This window comes from Mesorhizobium sp. P2_F7 (assembly GCF_056403695.1).
In genome coordinates this window covers 819,195-832,825 of record NZ_JBFUFA010000002.1, presented here as the reverse complement: position 1 = coordinate 832,825, position 13,631 = coordinate 819,195, and the positions used below count along the sequence as shown (strand labels likewise).

14 protein-coding genes are annotated in these 13,631 nt (G+C 63.6%); 9 read left to right on the top strand and 5 right to left on the bottom strand.

Annotation, left to right across the window (positions count from 1 at the left end; translation table 11 throughout):
- The 3 genes from AC1DZ8_RS09440 to AC1DZ8_RS09430 form a co-directional block, all read right to left on the bottom strand.
- Nucleotides 1-906 carry a carbohydrate ABC transporter permease gene (locus AC1DZ8_RS09440; RefSeq protein ID WP_203280437.1) on the bottom strand — a complete coding sequence of 302 codons (906 nt, stop codon included), beginning with the start codon at nt 904-906 and terminating at the stop codon, nt 1-3.
- Between the two features lie 68 nt (nt 907-974).
- On the bottom strand, nt 975-2,291 hold the full coding sequence (locus AC1DZ8_RS09435; RefSeq protein WP_436261452.1) for an ABC transporter substrate-binding protein: 1,317 nt from the start codon (nt 2,289-2,291) through the stop codon (nt 975-977).
- Between the two features lie 360 nt (nt 2,292-2,651).
- Nucleotides 2,652-3,335, bottom strand: coding sequence for a TetR/AcrR family transcriptional regulator (locus tag AC1DZ8_RS09430; RefSeq protein WP_477400752.1), 684 nt, complete (start codon nt 3,333-3,335; stop codon nt 2,652-2,654).
- Between the two features lie 79 nt (nt 3,336-3,414).
- On the opposite strand from AC1DZ8_RS09430, the gene AC1DZ8_RS09425 reads away from it, so the two are divergent.
- From AC1DZ8_RS09425 to AC1DZ8_RS09415, 3 genes are read left to right on the top strand one after another with little or no spacing between them, the layout of a single operon-like run.
- On the top strand, nt 3,415-4,611 hold the full coding sequence (locus AC1DZ8_RS09425; protein ID WP_477309346.1) for a Tm-1-like ATP-binding domain-containing protein: 1,197 nt from the start codon (nt 3,415-3,417) through the stop codon (nt 4,609-4,611).
- Between the two features lie 10 nt (nt 4,612-4,621).
- The gene (locus AC1DZ8_RS09420; RefSeq protein ID WP_477400750.1) at nt 4,622-5,488 is read left to right on the top strand and encodes a phosphoenolpyruvate hydrolase family protein; all 867 of its coding nucleotides are present in this window, start codon (nt 4,622-4,624) and stop codon (nt 5,486-5,488) included.
- A gap of 3 nt (nt 5,489-5,491) precedes the next feature.
- Entirely contained in the window at nt 5,492-5,911 is a 420-nt protein-coding gene (locus AC1DZ8_RS09415) for a cupin domain-containing protein (RefSeq protein ID WP_477309348.1), read from the top strand.
- Nucleotides 5,912-6,084: 173 nt separating this feature from the next.
- On the opposite strand, the gene AC1DZ8_RS09410 is transcribed toward AC1DZ8_RS09415, so the two are convergent.
- On the bottom strand, nt 6,085-7,275 hold the full coding sequence (locus AC1DZ8_RS09410; RefSeq protein ID WP_477309349.1) for a M24 family metallopeptidase: 1,191 nt from the start codon (nt 7,273-7,275) through the stop codon (nt 6,085-6,087).
- Between the two features lie 198 nt (nt 7,276-7,473).
- Nucleotides 7,474-7,644, bottom strand: a complete 171-nt coding sequence (locus AC1DZ8_RS09405) for a hypothetical protein (protein WP_477309350.1) — start codon at nt 7,642-7,644, stop codon at nt 7,474-7,476.
- Here AC1DZ8_RS09405 and AC1DZ8_RS09400 point away from each other — a divergent pair.
- The 6 genes from AC1DZ8_RS09400 (at nt 7,643) to AC1DZ8_RS09375 (ending at nt 13,623) form a co-directional block, all read left to right on the top strand.
- A complete protein-coding gene (locus tag AC1DZ8_RS09400) occupies nt 7,643-9,253 on the top strand; it encodes an ABC transporter substrate-binding protein (RefSeq protein ID WP_477309351.1) in 1,611 nt (536 codons plus the stop codon). The genes AC1DZ8_RS09405 and AC1DZ8_RS09400 overlap by 2 nt on opposite strands.
- 270 nt (nt 9,254-9,523) lie before the next feature.
- A complete protein-coding gene (locus tag AC1DZ8_RS09395) occupies nt 9,524-10,510 on the top strand; it encodes an ABC transporter permease (RefSeq protein WP_477309352.1) in 987 nt (328 codons plus the stop codon).
- Nucleotides 10,507-11,337, top strand: a complete 831-nt coding sequence (locus tag AC1DZ8_RS09390) for an ABC transporter permease (RefSeq protein ID WP_477309353.1) — start codon at nt 10,507-10,509, stop codon at nt 11,335-11,337. The genes AC1DZ8_RS09395 and AC1DZ8_RS09390 overlap by 4 nt, the downstream gene beginning before the upstream one ends.
- Complete coding sequence (locus AC1DZ8_RS09385) at nt 11,334-12,341, top strand: ABC transporter ATP-binding protein (protein WP_477309354.1); 1,008 nt, start codon at nt 11,334-11,336, stop codon at nt 12,339-12,341. The genes AC1DZ8_RS09390 and AC1DZ8_RS09385 overlap by 4 nt, the downstream gene beginning before the upstream one ends.
- Nucleotides 12,338-13,120 carry an ATP-binding cassette domain-containing protein gene (locus tag AC1DZ8_RS09380; protein ID WP_477309355.1) on the top strand — a complete coding sequence of 261 codons (783 nt, stop codon included), beginning with the start codon at nt 12,338-12,340 and terminating at the stop codon, nt 13,118-13,120. Before AC1DZ8_RS09385 ends, AC1DZ8_RS09380 begins: the two co-directional genes overlap by 4 nt.
- Nucleotides 13,117-13,623 (top strand): L-2-amino-thiazoline-4-carboxylic acid hydrolase, encoded by a 507-nt coding sequence (locus AC1DZ8_RS09375; protein ID WP_477309356.1) that lies wholly within the window; start codon nt 13,117-13,119, stop codon nt 13,621-13,623. The genes AC1DZ8_RS09380 and AC1DZ8_RS09375 overlap by 4 nt, the downstream gene beginning before the upstream one ends.
- Nucleotides 13,624-13,631: the final 8 nt, after the last annotated feature.

Here is a 13,631-nt window from a genome sequence, read left to right as displayed (position 1 = left end):
TCAGCGCTCCTTCACCTTGTTGAGGTACTTCACGTAGATGTTGGTGATCGCCAGCACCATGATCAGCACGATGTAGGCGAGTGCGCAGGAGCGCCCGGTCTGCCATTCCTGGAACGCCATCTTGTAGAGCCGGATCGAGATCAGTTCGGCCGTCGGCTGGCTGGTCAGGATGTAGGCGAGATCGAAGGTCTTGAACGCCTCCATGGTGCGGAAGATGACCGCGATCATCAGGATCGGCGCAACCAGCGGCAGCGTGATGCGGAAGAAGGTGTAGAACGGTCCGGCGCGGTCGATCGCGGCGGCCTCATAGAGATGCTTCGGCACCGCTGAGAGGCCAGCCAGCGACAACAGCATCACGAAGGGCGACCACATCCAGATATCGGTCAACGCAACCGCATAGAGCGCCATCTTGGGATCCGACAGCCATTCAAACGTGCCGAGGCCGAGCGCATAGTTGATGATGCCGAAGGAAGGATCGTAGAGCAGTTTCCAAAACAGGCCAACGACCGCCATCGACAACATCATCGGCAAAAGCAGCAGCGTCGTCAGCAAGCCCTTGAGCGGGATGTCGCGATTGAGCAGCATCGCGACGCCGAAACCGACGAGCAGCTGGCCGGCGACCGAGATGATGACGTATTTCGCCGTGACAGCGAAGTTGGACCAGACATAGGGGTCGCCAAGCAGGTCGCGATAATTCTGCAGCCCGACGAAATTTGCCGGCGCATTGGTCGACGCACGGAAATCGGTGAAGGAATAGCCCAGCGAATAGATCAGCGGGAAGATGTTGAAGACGATCAGGAACAGGATCGTCGGAATGATGAAGAGGTTGCGGATCGAAATGTCGCTGAGACCGCGTGCAGCGGCTCGCGAGGACCTGTCCAGCGTGGTGATCATCGTGGTCGCCAAGACCCTGCTCCCGGTTCTGAAAAAGAAAACGGAGGAGGCACCAATCGCCCCCTCCGTGAAGAAGTCGGTTACTGCCCGCGGCCGTATTTCTTGAAGGTCGCGTTCCAGTCGGCGGCAAGCGCGTCCAGCGTCTCCTTGGCGGTGCCGGGACCACCGATCACATAGGGATAGATGCGCTGGTTGAGCTGCTGCAGCAGTTCGGCATATTCGGGCACCGCCCAGAAGTCCTTCACCTTGAACATGGTCTCATAGAAGGCCTTGTTGTAGGGCGTGGCGTTCTGGAACTCGTCCGACTTCAGCACCGCGGCGCTGCAGGTGTAGCCGCCGAGGGCTGCCCACTTCTTCTGGGTCTCGTCCTTGATGAACCATTCAAGGAATTTCACCGCCTCGTCCTGCTTCTTGGAATAGGAGACGATGGAGATGCCCTGGCCGCCGAGTGCGGCGAACTGGTCGCCGTTCGGGCCCGGGGGGTTGGCGAAGAAGCCGGTGTTCTTGGCGTTCGGGTTCGACGCCTCGTTGATCAGCGAGGGAAAGAACGCGAAGTAGTTCATGCTCATCGCGGCCAGGTTCTCGGTGATCGCCTGGTTGTCCTCGACGAAGAACGACTTGGCCCAGCCCGGAGGCGTGAACGTGTAGAGTTCCTTGTAGGCGTCGAGCGCCGCTATCGCCTTGTCGGAGTTGATGAAACCATCGACCTTGTAGGTCGAATAGTCACCCAGTTCGCCGCCATAGGAGAACAGCGCGTTCTCGAAGCCCATCGCCATCGCGTCATAGGTATTGTCGGTGTAGATGGCGATGCCGTATTTCTTCTGGTCCGGCCGGTGGAAGAATTCGGCGATGTCGCGCAACGCCTTGAAATCCTTCGGCACGTCGAGATCGTAGCCATACTTGGCCTTGAAGGCTTCCTTTTCCTTGGGGTCTTCGAACCAGTCCTTGCGATAGGACCAGCCGACGGCGTCGCCTTCGAGCGGGATGGCCCAGTACTTGCTGCTGCCGCCCGGATATTCGGCATAGTATTTCACCGTCGCCGGCGCCATCACGTCACCGACCTTGTGCTTGTTGAAGAAGTCGGTCAGGTCGACATAGTGGCCACCGGTCGAGCCGGCGCCGAGCCATTGCGAGTCGCCGACGACCATATCATAGGCGTCGCCATGGGCGTTGAACTCGGTGAAGGCCTTGGTCTGGAAGTCGGGCCACGGTGTGGTTTCCACCGTAATCTTGACGCCGGTTTCCTTCTCGTACTCGTTGCCGAGTTCCTGCAGGTAATTGGCCGGATCCCATTCCGCCCAGAAAATGGTGAGCGATTTATCCTGCGCGTAAACGGACGTTCCGCAGGCAAGCACTAAGCCGATACCAGCAAGCAGGCTGGTCATTGTCTTGCGCATAATGTTTCCTCCCTTGTGCGCATTCTACCGTATCATGCGAGCCGGCAACGGGGCCGGCCCTGGTAGTTCCTCCCGAGATCGCACCGTTCCGGTTCCAAGCCTCCTCGCTTTTGCCGGAAAATGGATCGCAGCTCTCACTTTCGATCCGCTTTTTCTGTCCTGATCTGGTATTACCAATTTTGGATAGCCGTCAAGCTCTTTCTTGGACTGCAGCCGGAGCTTGTATAACCGGATTCTTCATGTATCTGACTGTTTTCCCTTAATTTTCCTACTCCTTGATATAGGAGAGCCTTGTTTCGGCACCTACATCCTGGTTAACATCAGTAGTGGTCGCTCAAATCTGGTCGAACCAGATTGGCGCTATTTCGCCGCTGCCGCCGGCCGAACCGCATCCGCTTCTGTCATCGATTCCGCTATCGCGGCGCGCACCAGGGCGCCCGCAGCCCATTGCGCAACCGACCGCATGCCGCGGCTGTCGAGCCCCCATATGTCCTTCAGCACGATTAGCAATTCGACGCCGAACATCATCGACAGCGCCTGCGCCAGGCGCTTGAATTCGCGCGGCGGCAGCTGCCCCTTGAGCGGCGCAATGGCATCCTTCAACAGCTGGACGCGATGGCCGCGCGTGAACTGCGGCTCGCCCCCCAGCGTGCCCGCCTGGCGCTGCGCCCACTGGTCGAGCGACAGTTTCAGCGCCGCCTTGAAGGTCGCCTCGAAAGCCTCGATGCGCGGCATGGCGGTGTCGAACAGTTCGGCGACGCGGCGTTGTGGATCTTTCGAAGCCGATCGCCAGGTCAGGATAGGCCCGAGCCCCTCGTCGACCACGGCATGCACCAGGGCTGCCTGGCTCGGGAAATAGCGATAGGCGGTGGCGCGCGACACCTCGGCCGCCTCCGCGACTTCGCTGACTGACGGGGTGACGCCCGCCTGCATCAGCCGCGTTGCCGTCTCCAGCATCAGCCGTTTTGTGCGGGCACGTGGGCCGCGTTCGGCAGCCTCCTTGGCGTCGTCGTTCACTGCGGCTTGTTGACGTGAGACATTCATGTCAATACGATACGCGCGTCTCAAAAAATTGCAATGGCCTTCGCGGCCAGACCCAGCACAGCGAAGACGGGGAAACGCGATGAAGCGCATCTACGTGGTGGGCACCGCCGACACCAAGGGTGAGGAACTTGCCTTCCTGGCCGACGCGATTGCCGCCACCGGCAGTTCGGTTACCCGCGTCGACATCGGCACGCGCGGCGCCACCGTGGCGGTCGATATTCCAGCCGGCGACGTCGCAGCACATCATCCCGACGGAGCCGGCGCCGTGCTCGGCATCGACGATCGCGGCACGGCAGTGGCCGGCATGGGCGCCGCCTTCAGCAACTTCATCCAGTCGCGCGACGACATATCCGGCGTGATCGGCATTGGCGGTGGCGGCGGCACCTCGATCGTCACATCGGGCATGCGCGCACTGCCGCTCGGCCTGCCCAAGATTATGGTCTCGACGCTCGCCTCCGGCGACACAGCGCCCTATGTCGACGTCTCCGACATCATCATGATGCCGTCGGTGACGGATATGGCGGGACTGAACCGGCTCTCCCGCACAGTGCTCCACAATGCCGCGCAGGCCATCGCCGGCATGGCCGCAAAGCCGGCGCCGGCCGCAACCGGCAAACCGGCGCTCGGGCTCACCATGTTCGGCGTCACCACGCCTTGCGTGACGGCCATCGCCGACCAGTTGCGGGCAAACTACGACTGCATGGTTTTCCACGCCACCGGCACCGGCGGCCGCTCGATGGAGAAGCTCGCCGACAGTGGCCTGCTCGCCGGCGTCATCGACATCACCACGACGGAGGTCTGCGACCTGCTGTTCGGCGGCGTGCTGCCGGCCACCGAGGATCGCTTCGGCGCCATTGCCCGCACCAAGCTGCCCTATGTCGGTTCGGTCGGTGCGCTCGACATGGTCAATTTCTGGGCGCCGCCGACCATTCCCGAGAAGTATCGTGGCCGGCTGTTTTACGAGCACAATCCCAACGTCACGCTGATGCGCACCACAGTGGACGAATGCCGCAGGATCGGCGCATGGATCGGCGAACGGCTGAGCCGCTGCGAGGGTCCCGTCCACTTCCTGATCCCGGAAAGGGGCGTCTCGGCGCTCGACATCGAGGGCGGCGCCTTTTTCGATCCGGAGGCCGACGCAGTGTTGTTCGAGGCCATCGAGCGCACCATCAAGCTGAACGCCACGCGCCGCGTCACGCGGCTGCCGCTACACATCAACGATCCGGAATTTGCCAAGGCCGCAACGGCGGCCTTCCTCGATATCGCCAGACAGTGAGAGCCCAGACATGGCCGCCGTACCGCGCAAGGACATACTGAAGAAGTTCAAGGCGATGATCGCCGACGGCGTACCGATCGTCGGCGGCGGCGCCGGCACCGGCCTGTCGGCCAAGGCCGAGGAGGCCGGCGGCATCGACCTCATCATCATCTACAATTCCGGCCGTTATCGCATGGCCGGACGCGGCTCGGCCGCCGGTCTGCTCGCCTATGGCAATGCCAACGAGATCGTCAAGGAAATGGCCTATGAGGTGCTGCCGGTGGTGAAGAACACCCCGGTGCTGGCCGGCGTCAACGGCACCGATCCTTTCGTCATCATGCCGCTGCTGCTCACCGAGTTGAAGACGATGGGCTTTTCCGGCGTGCAGAATTTCCCCACCATCGGCCTGTTCGACGGCAGCATGCGCCAAAGCTTCGAGGAAACCGGCATGGGCTTCGGGCTCGAGGTCGACATGATCGCCGAGGCGCACAAGCTCGACCTTCTGACCACGCCCTATGTCTTCAACCCGGACGAGGCCCGCGCCATGACAAAAGCCGGCGCCGACATCATCGTCGCCCATATGGGGGTCACGACAGGCGGCTCGATCGGCGCGACGTCGGCGAAGTCGCTCGACGACTGCGTGGTCGAGATCGACGCCATCGCCAACGCCGCGCGTTCGGTGCGCAAGGATGTCATCCTGCTTTGCCACGGCGGACCGATCTCGATGCCGGACGACGCCCGCTACATCCTTGACCGCTGCAAGGGCCTGCATGGTTTCTATGGCGCAAGCTCGATGGAGCGGCTGCCGGCCGAAGCCGCGATCGCTAGACAGACGGCGGATTTCAAAGCCGTCACGCTGCACGGCCGCAAGACAACGCCGAACAAGAAGAAGGGATGAGAGATGACCGACAAGAGCAAGGTGTTTGTATACCCCAAGGACGTCAGTGCCTTCGGCTTCGACTGGGGCAAACTTGCGCTGACGGTCGCGCCTGAAGTGAACGGAGCCGAGCGCTTTTCCGGCGGCGTCGTCGACCTTCCCTCCGGCAAGGGCCACACGCGGCACAACCATCCCCGCGCGGAAGAAATCATCTTCGTCATCTCGGGCCATGGCGAGCAGATGGTCGAAGACGAGAACGGCAACCCGGTCGTCGCCAAGGTCGGCCCTGGATGCACCGTTTATGTGCCTGAGAGCCGCTTTCATTCGACGCTGAATACCGGTGACGGACCGATGCAGCTCTTTGTTGTCTATTCGCCGGCCGGGCCGGAACTTGTGCTGCGGGAATTGCCGGACTTCAGGCTGATCCCGGCGGGCGGGAGATAACCTTAGAGGGCAGCGCCGCCCCTCATTGTCCTGCCGGACATTTCTCCCCGTAGAACGGGGAGAAAGACGCTGTCATCAACGATTTCGCAAATCGCCGAAGCTGCTCTCTTCTCCCCGTTCTACGGGGAGAAGGTGCCGGCAGGCGGAYGAGGGGCGGCGCCGACTTTTCGGCCTTACGAAATCCCACCCCTGTTCCACCCCCGCGCCCGATCGCCGAACATCACATACCCGGTATCCGTCACCGCAACCGTGTCCTCCAGCTTGATGAATCCCCGCGTCGGGTGAAGCATGGTCGTCTCCACCGACAGCACCATGTTCGTCTCCAGCGGTTTGGCGGCGTAGGTGCCTTCATACGTCACCGGATGGTTGGTCATCAGGAACGGTGCTTCATGGGTGATCAGCCCCATGCCGTGGGCGAAGAAATCCGTATAGGGCGCGACCTTCGAGGCCTTCAGCACGCCCTCGGCATGCGAGATCATGTCGCCGCCGATGGTGCCCGCCTTGACCTTGGAAAACGCCGCCTGCTGCACCGTCTCGACCTCGGCCAACAGATCTTCCAGCTCGGCATCCGGTTCGCCCAGAATGCCCATGCGGCAGAGATCGCCGATATAGCCGTGATAATTGCCGCCGGAATCGATCGACAGCACCTCGCCTTTTTTCCACGCCTGCGGTGACGCCGCGCGGTTGTGGCTGGCGCCCAGTGTCAGCAGGCAATATTCGAAATGCGCGCCGCGATTGGTTTCCTCGCGCCGCAGATGCTCGATGATGTCGGTCTTGGTCGTGCCCTCGCGCGCCCACTGGATGGTCGCCAGCATGGAATCGGTGATCAGCTCGGAAGCGATGCGCAGCTTTTCCAGCTCGGCCTCTGTCTTGATGGCGCGCATGCGCTCCAGCATGTCGGTCGCGTCGATCAGCTTGGCCTCCGGCAGTGCCTTGCGGATCAGCGCATAGGCGTCGGATGGCAAGAAGGCCGGCTCGACGCCGATGCGGGCGCCCGCCTTGCCGATCTTGCGAACATGCTCGACGGCGAGGTTGGCGGCGTCGAGCGTGCCCCAGCAGGCTGCGTGCAGCGTCGGCGTCCAGAACGGATTGTTCTGGTGTTCGGCGCCCTCCATGCGGTTGCCGATATAGGCGGCATGGTCCGGCCCGCCTTTTTCGTAGACGACAACGGGCAGATAGCGGCTGTGGCCGATCGCATCCATGGCGGCAAAGAAGATGAACTTGTAGCCGCCGAGCAGATATTGCGTGTTGTGCTTGGACGTCGCGAGCAACACATCGATGCCGGCCTCCTCCATCAGCCGGTCGACCCTTGCCTGGTCGAACGGGATATTGCTGACGGCGCTCTTGCCCGGGGCGATGTTCATTGTTCTCTCCCTGATTGCTTGGGATCGTCGGTCGCTCTGCGCCCGATCCGCTGGCTGTTGGTCAAATCTGCACCATTTTGCCCACTCTGGTCCAGCCAGAACACAGCAAATAGCATCGCTTGCCGGTCACCAAGTCGTCATTCGATAGGCATCGGCCAAATCTGGTCCTACCAGAATAGCTCGATGGAACCACTGCTTCTAACTGGTCCAGCGGACGAAAATTTCAAAGCCAAGCAAGGATGCGCCAATTCCGTCTCTGGCGAAACCCTTGGCAAGGGCCATAATCGCCGCAAGGATGCTGGCGGCCTGCCAGCGCCCAAGGGGATTGGCGCGCCCGGCAGGGTCGCGGAGAGGACGGAGGTTGATCATGTCAGATTTCACCATTTCCAGGCGCACGCTGCTTTCGGGATCAGCCCTGTTGCTGGCCTCCACCGCCATGCCGGCATTGGGCTGGGCGCAGACACCGAAGAAGGGCGGCCGCCTCGTGCTTGCTGCCGATTCCGAGCCGCGCAACCTCAATCCGGCGATTGTCGCCTCCAACGGCGTTTTCTTCATCTCCAGCAAGATCGTCGAGACGCTGGCCGAAGCCTCGTTCGACGGCAAGGATGGGCTGCAGCCGCGCCTGGCACTCTCCTGGGAAGGTGCCGCCGACGGGCTGTCCGTGACCTTCAAGCTGCGCGAGGGCGTCAAATGGCATGACGGCAAGCCGTTTACCTCAGCCGACGTCGCCTTCTCGGCGCTGCAGGTCTGGAAGCCGCTGCAAAATCTCGGCCGCACCGTGTTCAAGGATCTGGCCAGCGTCGACACCCCGGACGACTTCACCGCCGTGTTCAAATTCGCCAAGCCGACGCCGTTCCAGCTGATCCGCAACGCACTGCCGGCGCTGTCAAGCGTGGTGCCGAAGCACATCTATGAGGTCGGCAAGGTCGAGGAAAACCCGGCCAACAATGCGCCGATCGGCACCGGCCCGTTCAAGTTCGGCGAGTACAAGGCCGGCCAGTATTACAAGCTGACGAAGAATCCTGACTACTGGGGCAAGGACGAGCCCTATCTCGACGAGATCATCTATCAGGTGCTGCCCGACCGCACCTCGGCCGCGGCCGCGCTCGAGGCCGAAGAGATCCAGCTTGCCGCCTTCTCCGCCGTGCCATTGGCCGATCTCGACCGCATCTCCAAGGTGCCGGGCCTGAAGGTCATCTCCAAGGGCTATGAAGGGCTGACCTACCAGCTGGTCGTCGAGATCAACCATCGCCGCAAGGAACTCGCCGACGTAAAAGTGCGCCAGGCGATCGCGCATGCCATCGACAAGGACTTCGTCGTCAAGACGGTCTTCCTCGGCTATGCCGCGGCCGCCACCGGCCCGGTGCCGAAGAACGACCCGCAGTTCTACACCGCCGACGTGCCGACCTATCCGTTCGACGTCGCCAAGGCCAACGCACTGCTCGACGAGGCCGGCTACGCCAAGGCCGATGATGGCAAGCGCTTTGCGCTCAGGCTTTTGCCGGCGCCCTATTTCAACGAGACAAAACAGTTCGGCGACTATCTGCGCCAGGCGCTGGCGGCAATCGGCATCGACGCCGAGATCGTCAACAACGACTCGCCGGCGCACATCAAGGCGGTCTACACCGATCACGCCTTCGACCTCGCCGTCGGCCCGCCGGTGTTCCGCGGCGACCCGGCGATCTCGACCACCATCCTGGTACAGAGCGGCATTCCCGACGGCGTGCCGTTCTCCAACCAGGGCGGCTACAAGAACGAGGCGCTAGACGCGCTGATCGCCAAGGCATCGGAAACGCTCGACACCACGGCGCGCACCGATCTGTACAAGGAATTCCAGAAGGAGGTGGCAGCAGACCTGCCGCTGATCAACGTCGCGGAGTGGAGCTTCATCAGCGTCGCGCGCGATACGGTGGGGAATATTGCCAACAATCCGCGCTGGGCGGTTTCGAACTGGGCGGACACGTATTTGGAATCGTGACACATTTGCGCGGATGAGAGTTCGCGAAGAAATGGGTGTGGAAAGCTGGCCAAAGGCCGTGTTCCTTCACACCCCCCTCTGTCCTGCCGGACATCTCCCCCGCAAGGGGGGAGATCAGCAGCTTTGCTGTCGCGCACATTCGGCGTCGAAGATTTGCGAAGGCGGAGGCGACATCCAATCTCCCCCCTTGCGGGGGAGATGTCCGGCAGGACAGAGGGGGGTGCCTAGACACTGCACTCCTCTCGACCGGCACAGCGCCATGCCTTCTCCATGACCCGCGCCCTCACCCTCATCCGCCGTCGTCTCGTCGGCAGCGTCTTCGTGCTGCTGATCGTCATCATCGGCACCTTCCTTCTCCTCGAAGCGGCCCCTGGTGACGCTGTCGATGCCTACATCGTCTCGACCGGCGGCGATGCCGGCATGATCGAACTGCTGCGTCATCGCTGGGGCCTTGACCAGTCCGAACTGACCCGGCTCGCCAACTATCTCTGGGCGCTGCTGCATCTCGACCTCGGCCAGTCCGTTACCTTCTCCAGGCCGATCCGCGACGTCATCCTGGAACGCCTGCCGACAACATTGCTCCTGATGGTCGGCGCCACCGCACTCTCCTTCGGTCTGGGCTCGGCGCTCGGCATCTATGCCGGCGCCAGACCCGGCAGCTTTCGCGACCGTTTCCTCTCCATCGGCTCGCTGGCGCTCTATGCCGTGCCCGGTTTCTGGCTCGGCCTCGTGCTCATCGTCGTCTTTGCCGTCGACCTGCGTTGGTTGCCGATCGGCGGCATCGAGAGCCTGGCCTCCGACAAGACAGGCTTGGCCCGTGTCGCCGACATCGCCATCCATCTCGTGCTGCCGGTTTCCGCGCTGGGCTTCATCTATCTCGCGCTCTACCTGCGCATGATGCGCGCCGGCATGGCCGAGGCCTGGCGGCAGGATTTTGTCCTTGCCGCCTGCGCCAGGGGCCTTTCGCGCCGCCGCATCGTGCTTGCCCATGTCGCCCGCAATGCGCTGTTGCCGCTCATCACCATGCTCGGCTTGCAATCGGCCCAGATGCTCGGCGGCAGCGTCGTCATCGAGACCGTCTTTGCCGTGCCCGGCCTCGGCCGGTTGGCGCAGGAAGCGGTGGCGTCGCGCGACACGCCGCTGCTGCTCGGCATCATCCTCACCAGCGCCGTTCTGGTCATCGCCATCAACCTTGCCGTCGACATCGCCTATGCCTTCCTCGACCCGCGCGTCGGCGCCAGCGAGGCCGCCGCGTGAACCCGCTCAATCGGTTCCTGCGCCGGCCGGAAGCGGTCGCCGGCGCGATCATCCTGGTGGTGCTTTTCGCCATGGCGCTGTTTGCCTCGCTGCTGTTCCCTGGCGACCCGCAGGCGATAGCCGGCCCGGCGCTGCTGCCGCCCTTCGAGGACTGGTCGCTGCCGCTCGGCACCGACAGGCTCGGCCGCGACGTGCTGGCCGAGCTGTTCCACGGCGCCCGCACCTCGCTGGCGGTCGGGCTGGCGGCGGCAGCGGCAGCGCTCTTCATCGGCGCGGTCATCGGCACGCTGGCCGGCTTTGTCGGCGGCCTCGTCGACGAGGTGCTGATGCGCATCACCGATGCTTTTCAGACCGTGCCTAGCTTTCTCCTGGCGCTGGCCTTCGTTAGCGTCGTCGGCCCGTCGCTCGGCATCGTCGTCGCGGGGATCGCGCTTGGCGCCTGGACCGGGCCGGCGCGTGTGGCGCGGGCCGAAGTGCTGTCGATCCGCGAGCGCGATTTTGTCGCCGGCGCCCGCGTCATCGGCATGCATCCGCTGGCGATCGCCTTTCGCGAAGTACTGCCTAACGCTCTGCCGCCGGTGCTGGCGCTGTCCTCGGTGATCGTCGCCGCCGCGATCCTCACCGAAGCGGCACTGTCCTTCCTCGGCCTCGGCGACCCCAACCGCGTCACCTGGGGCGGCATGATTGCCGAAGGCCGCACCGTGCTGCGCACCGCGCCCTTCCTGTCGATCGTCCCGGGCGTAGCGCTGGTGCTGACCGTGCTCGGCATCTATCTCGCCGGCGAAGGCGTGGTCGAAACGACCGCCGTGCGGAGGAGCCTGTCGTGACCGTGCTGGCTGAGATCCGCGATCTCTCGGTTCGCTATCGGCGGGATGGGGCCGAGGTGGCGGTGCTGAAAGGCATCAGCCTTGATGTTGTCGCCGGCGAGCGGCTGGCGATCATCGGCGAGAGTGGTTCGGGAAAGAGCACGCTGGCGCTGGCGATTGCGGGACTGCTGCCGGGTGGCGCCAAAGTCGATGGAAGGATCGACTGGTTCCTGGGATCGACAGGAGAGGCAAGCGCCAAGACACCCCCCTCTGCCCTCCCGGGCATCTCCCCCTCAAGGGGGGAGATTGAGCTCTCATCTCGGCTTTCGCCAATCACCAGCATTGTAGGAAGAGCGCCAGCGGCAAAACTGCCAATCTCCCCCCTTGAGGGGGAGATGTCCGGCAGGACAGAGGGGGGTGTGACGGAACGCCAACCTTCGACGATTGGCGAAACCCAAATCCCCCTCCCCGGCCGCGACATCGGCTTTGTCTTCCAGGATCCGTCCGCCAGCCTCGACCCCGTCATGACCATCGGCAAGCAAATCGCCGAGGTCGCCCGCACCCATCTCGGCCTCGACTGGCCGCGGGCCTATGCCAAGGCAAAGCACCTGCTCGAACGCGTCCGCCTGCCCGACCCGGCCTCGGCCATGCGCGCCTTCCCGCATCAACTCTCCGGTGGCCAGAAGCAGCGTGTTGCCATCGCCGCTGCGATCGCGGCCGGACCGAAACTGCTCATCGCCGATGAGGCGACCAGTGCGCTGGATACCATCGTCCAGGCCGAGATCGTCGCCCTGATCCGGCAATTGGTGACGGAGGACGGCATGACGCTGTTGTTTATCAGCCACGACATCGCGCTTGCCGCAGAACTGGCCGAGCGCATCGCCGTGTTCCGGCATGGCGAGCTGATCGAGATCGGCCCGACGGCGCAAATCGTCAATGCCCCGTGCCAGAACTATACGCGTTCGCTGCTCGACGCCCATCTCGGCCTCGACGCCGAACCGCTGCTGCGACGGGCGCCTGCATGAGCCTGCTCGCTGTCTCCGATCTGACCAAACGCTACCGCCGCGGCGGCAAGACCATCGCTGCTGTCGATGGCGTTTCCTTCGCCATCGAACCCGGCGAGACGCTGGCGCTGGCCGGGCCTTCCGGCAGCGGCAAGTCTACGATCGCGCGGCTGGTGCTGCGGCTGATCGAACCCGATGCCGGAACCATCCAATTCGAAGGCGGCGATTTCCTTGCGTTGAAGGGTGCCGCGCTACGTGCGCGCCGCGCCCGCCTGCAAATGGTGTTCCAGGATCCGCTCGCCGCCTTCAACCCGCGCGCCACGGTGGCGCGCGTGCTCGACGATCCCCTGCGCATCCATGCCATCGCTTCCCGCGCCGAGCGGCCGTCCCGTATCGCTGCCTTGCTCGAGCGTGTTGGGTTGACGGCCGACCTCGCCAGCCGCGCCATTCACGAAATCTCCGGCGGCCAGCGCCAGCGCGTGGCAATTGCCCGCGCCATTGCCACAAACCCGTCGCTGATCGTTCTCGACGAAGCGGTGTCGGCACTCGACGTTTCCGTGCGAGGACAGATCCTCGAACTGCTGCTCGACCTCCAAGCCAGGGAACGGATCGCCTATCTCTTCATTTCGCATGATCTCGGCGTGGTGCGGGCCATCGCCCACCGCGTCGTCCTTCTCGACGCCGGGCGGATCGCCGAGAGCGGCGATGCCCGCGCCGTCATCGACGCGCCGCAATCGGCAATCGGCAAGGCACTGGTTGCGGCGGCACCAAGACTCAATCGAACACAGGACGCATCATGACAGACGCCGAAACCCGAGCCGAAAAGCTCTCCCGCGAACTCGATTCCGCCTTCCGCAACCGCGCCGATCTCTACCGCCTGCTCCTCGATGAACTGACCGGCGAACTGGGCGCGGAGAAGGCCGAAGCGATCATGGTCCGCACCATCGAGCAGCGCGGCAAGGAGGTGGCAGCAGCTGCCTTCGACCGCTTCGGACCCAATGACGCGCCGGCCATCGGCGAAGCGTTCCTGGCCGTCAGCCCGGATGGCGGCCTGATGTATCCGACCGACGTCGAGCGCGGACCGGACCACATCGCCTTCAAGGTGAAGCGTTGCCCGCTGAAGGACGCCTGGGTCGAGGCCGGTGTCGGCGACGAAAAGCTCGCCACACTCTGCCGCATCGCCGGCGCATTCGACCGCGGCCTGTTCGAGGCGACGGGCGTGCGCTTCGACAATGTCACCTGGACGCCGGGCCACGGCCCGGGATGCTGCCACATCGCGCTGACCAACCGGGACAGAGCATGATCCCGAAA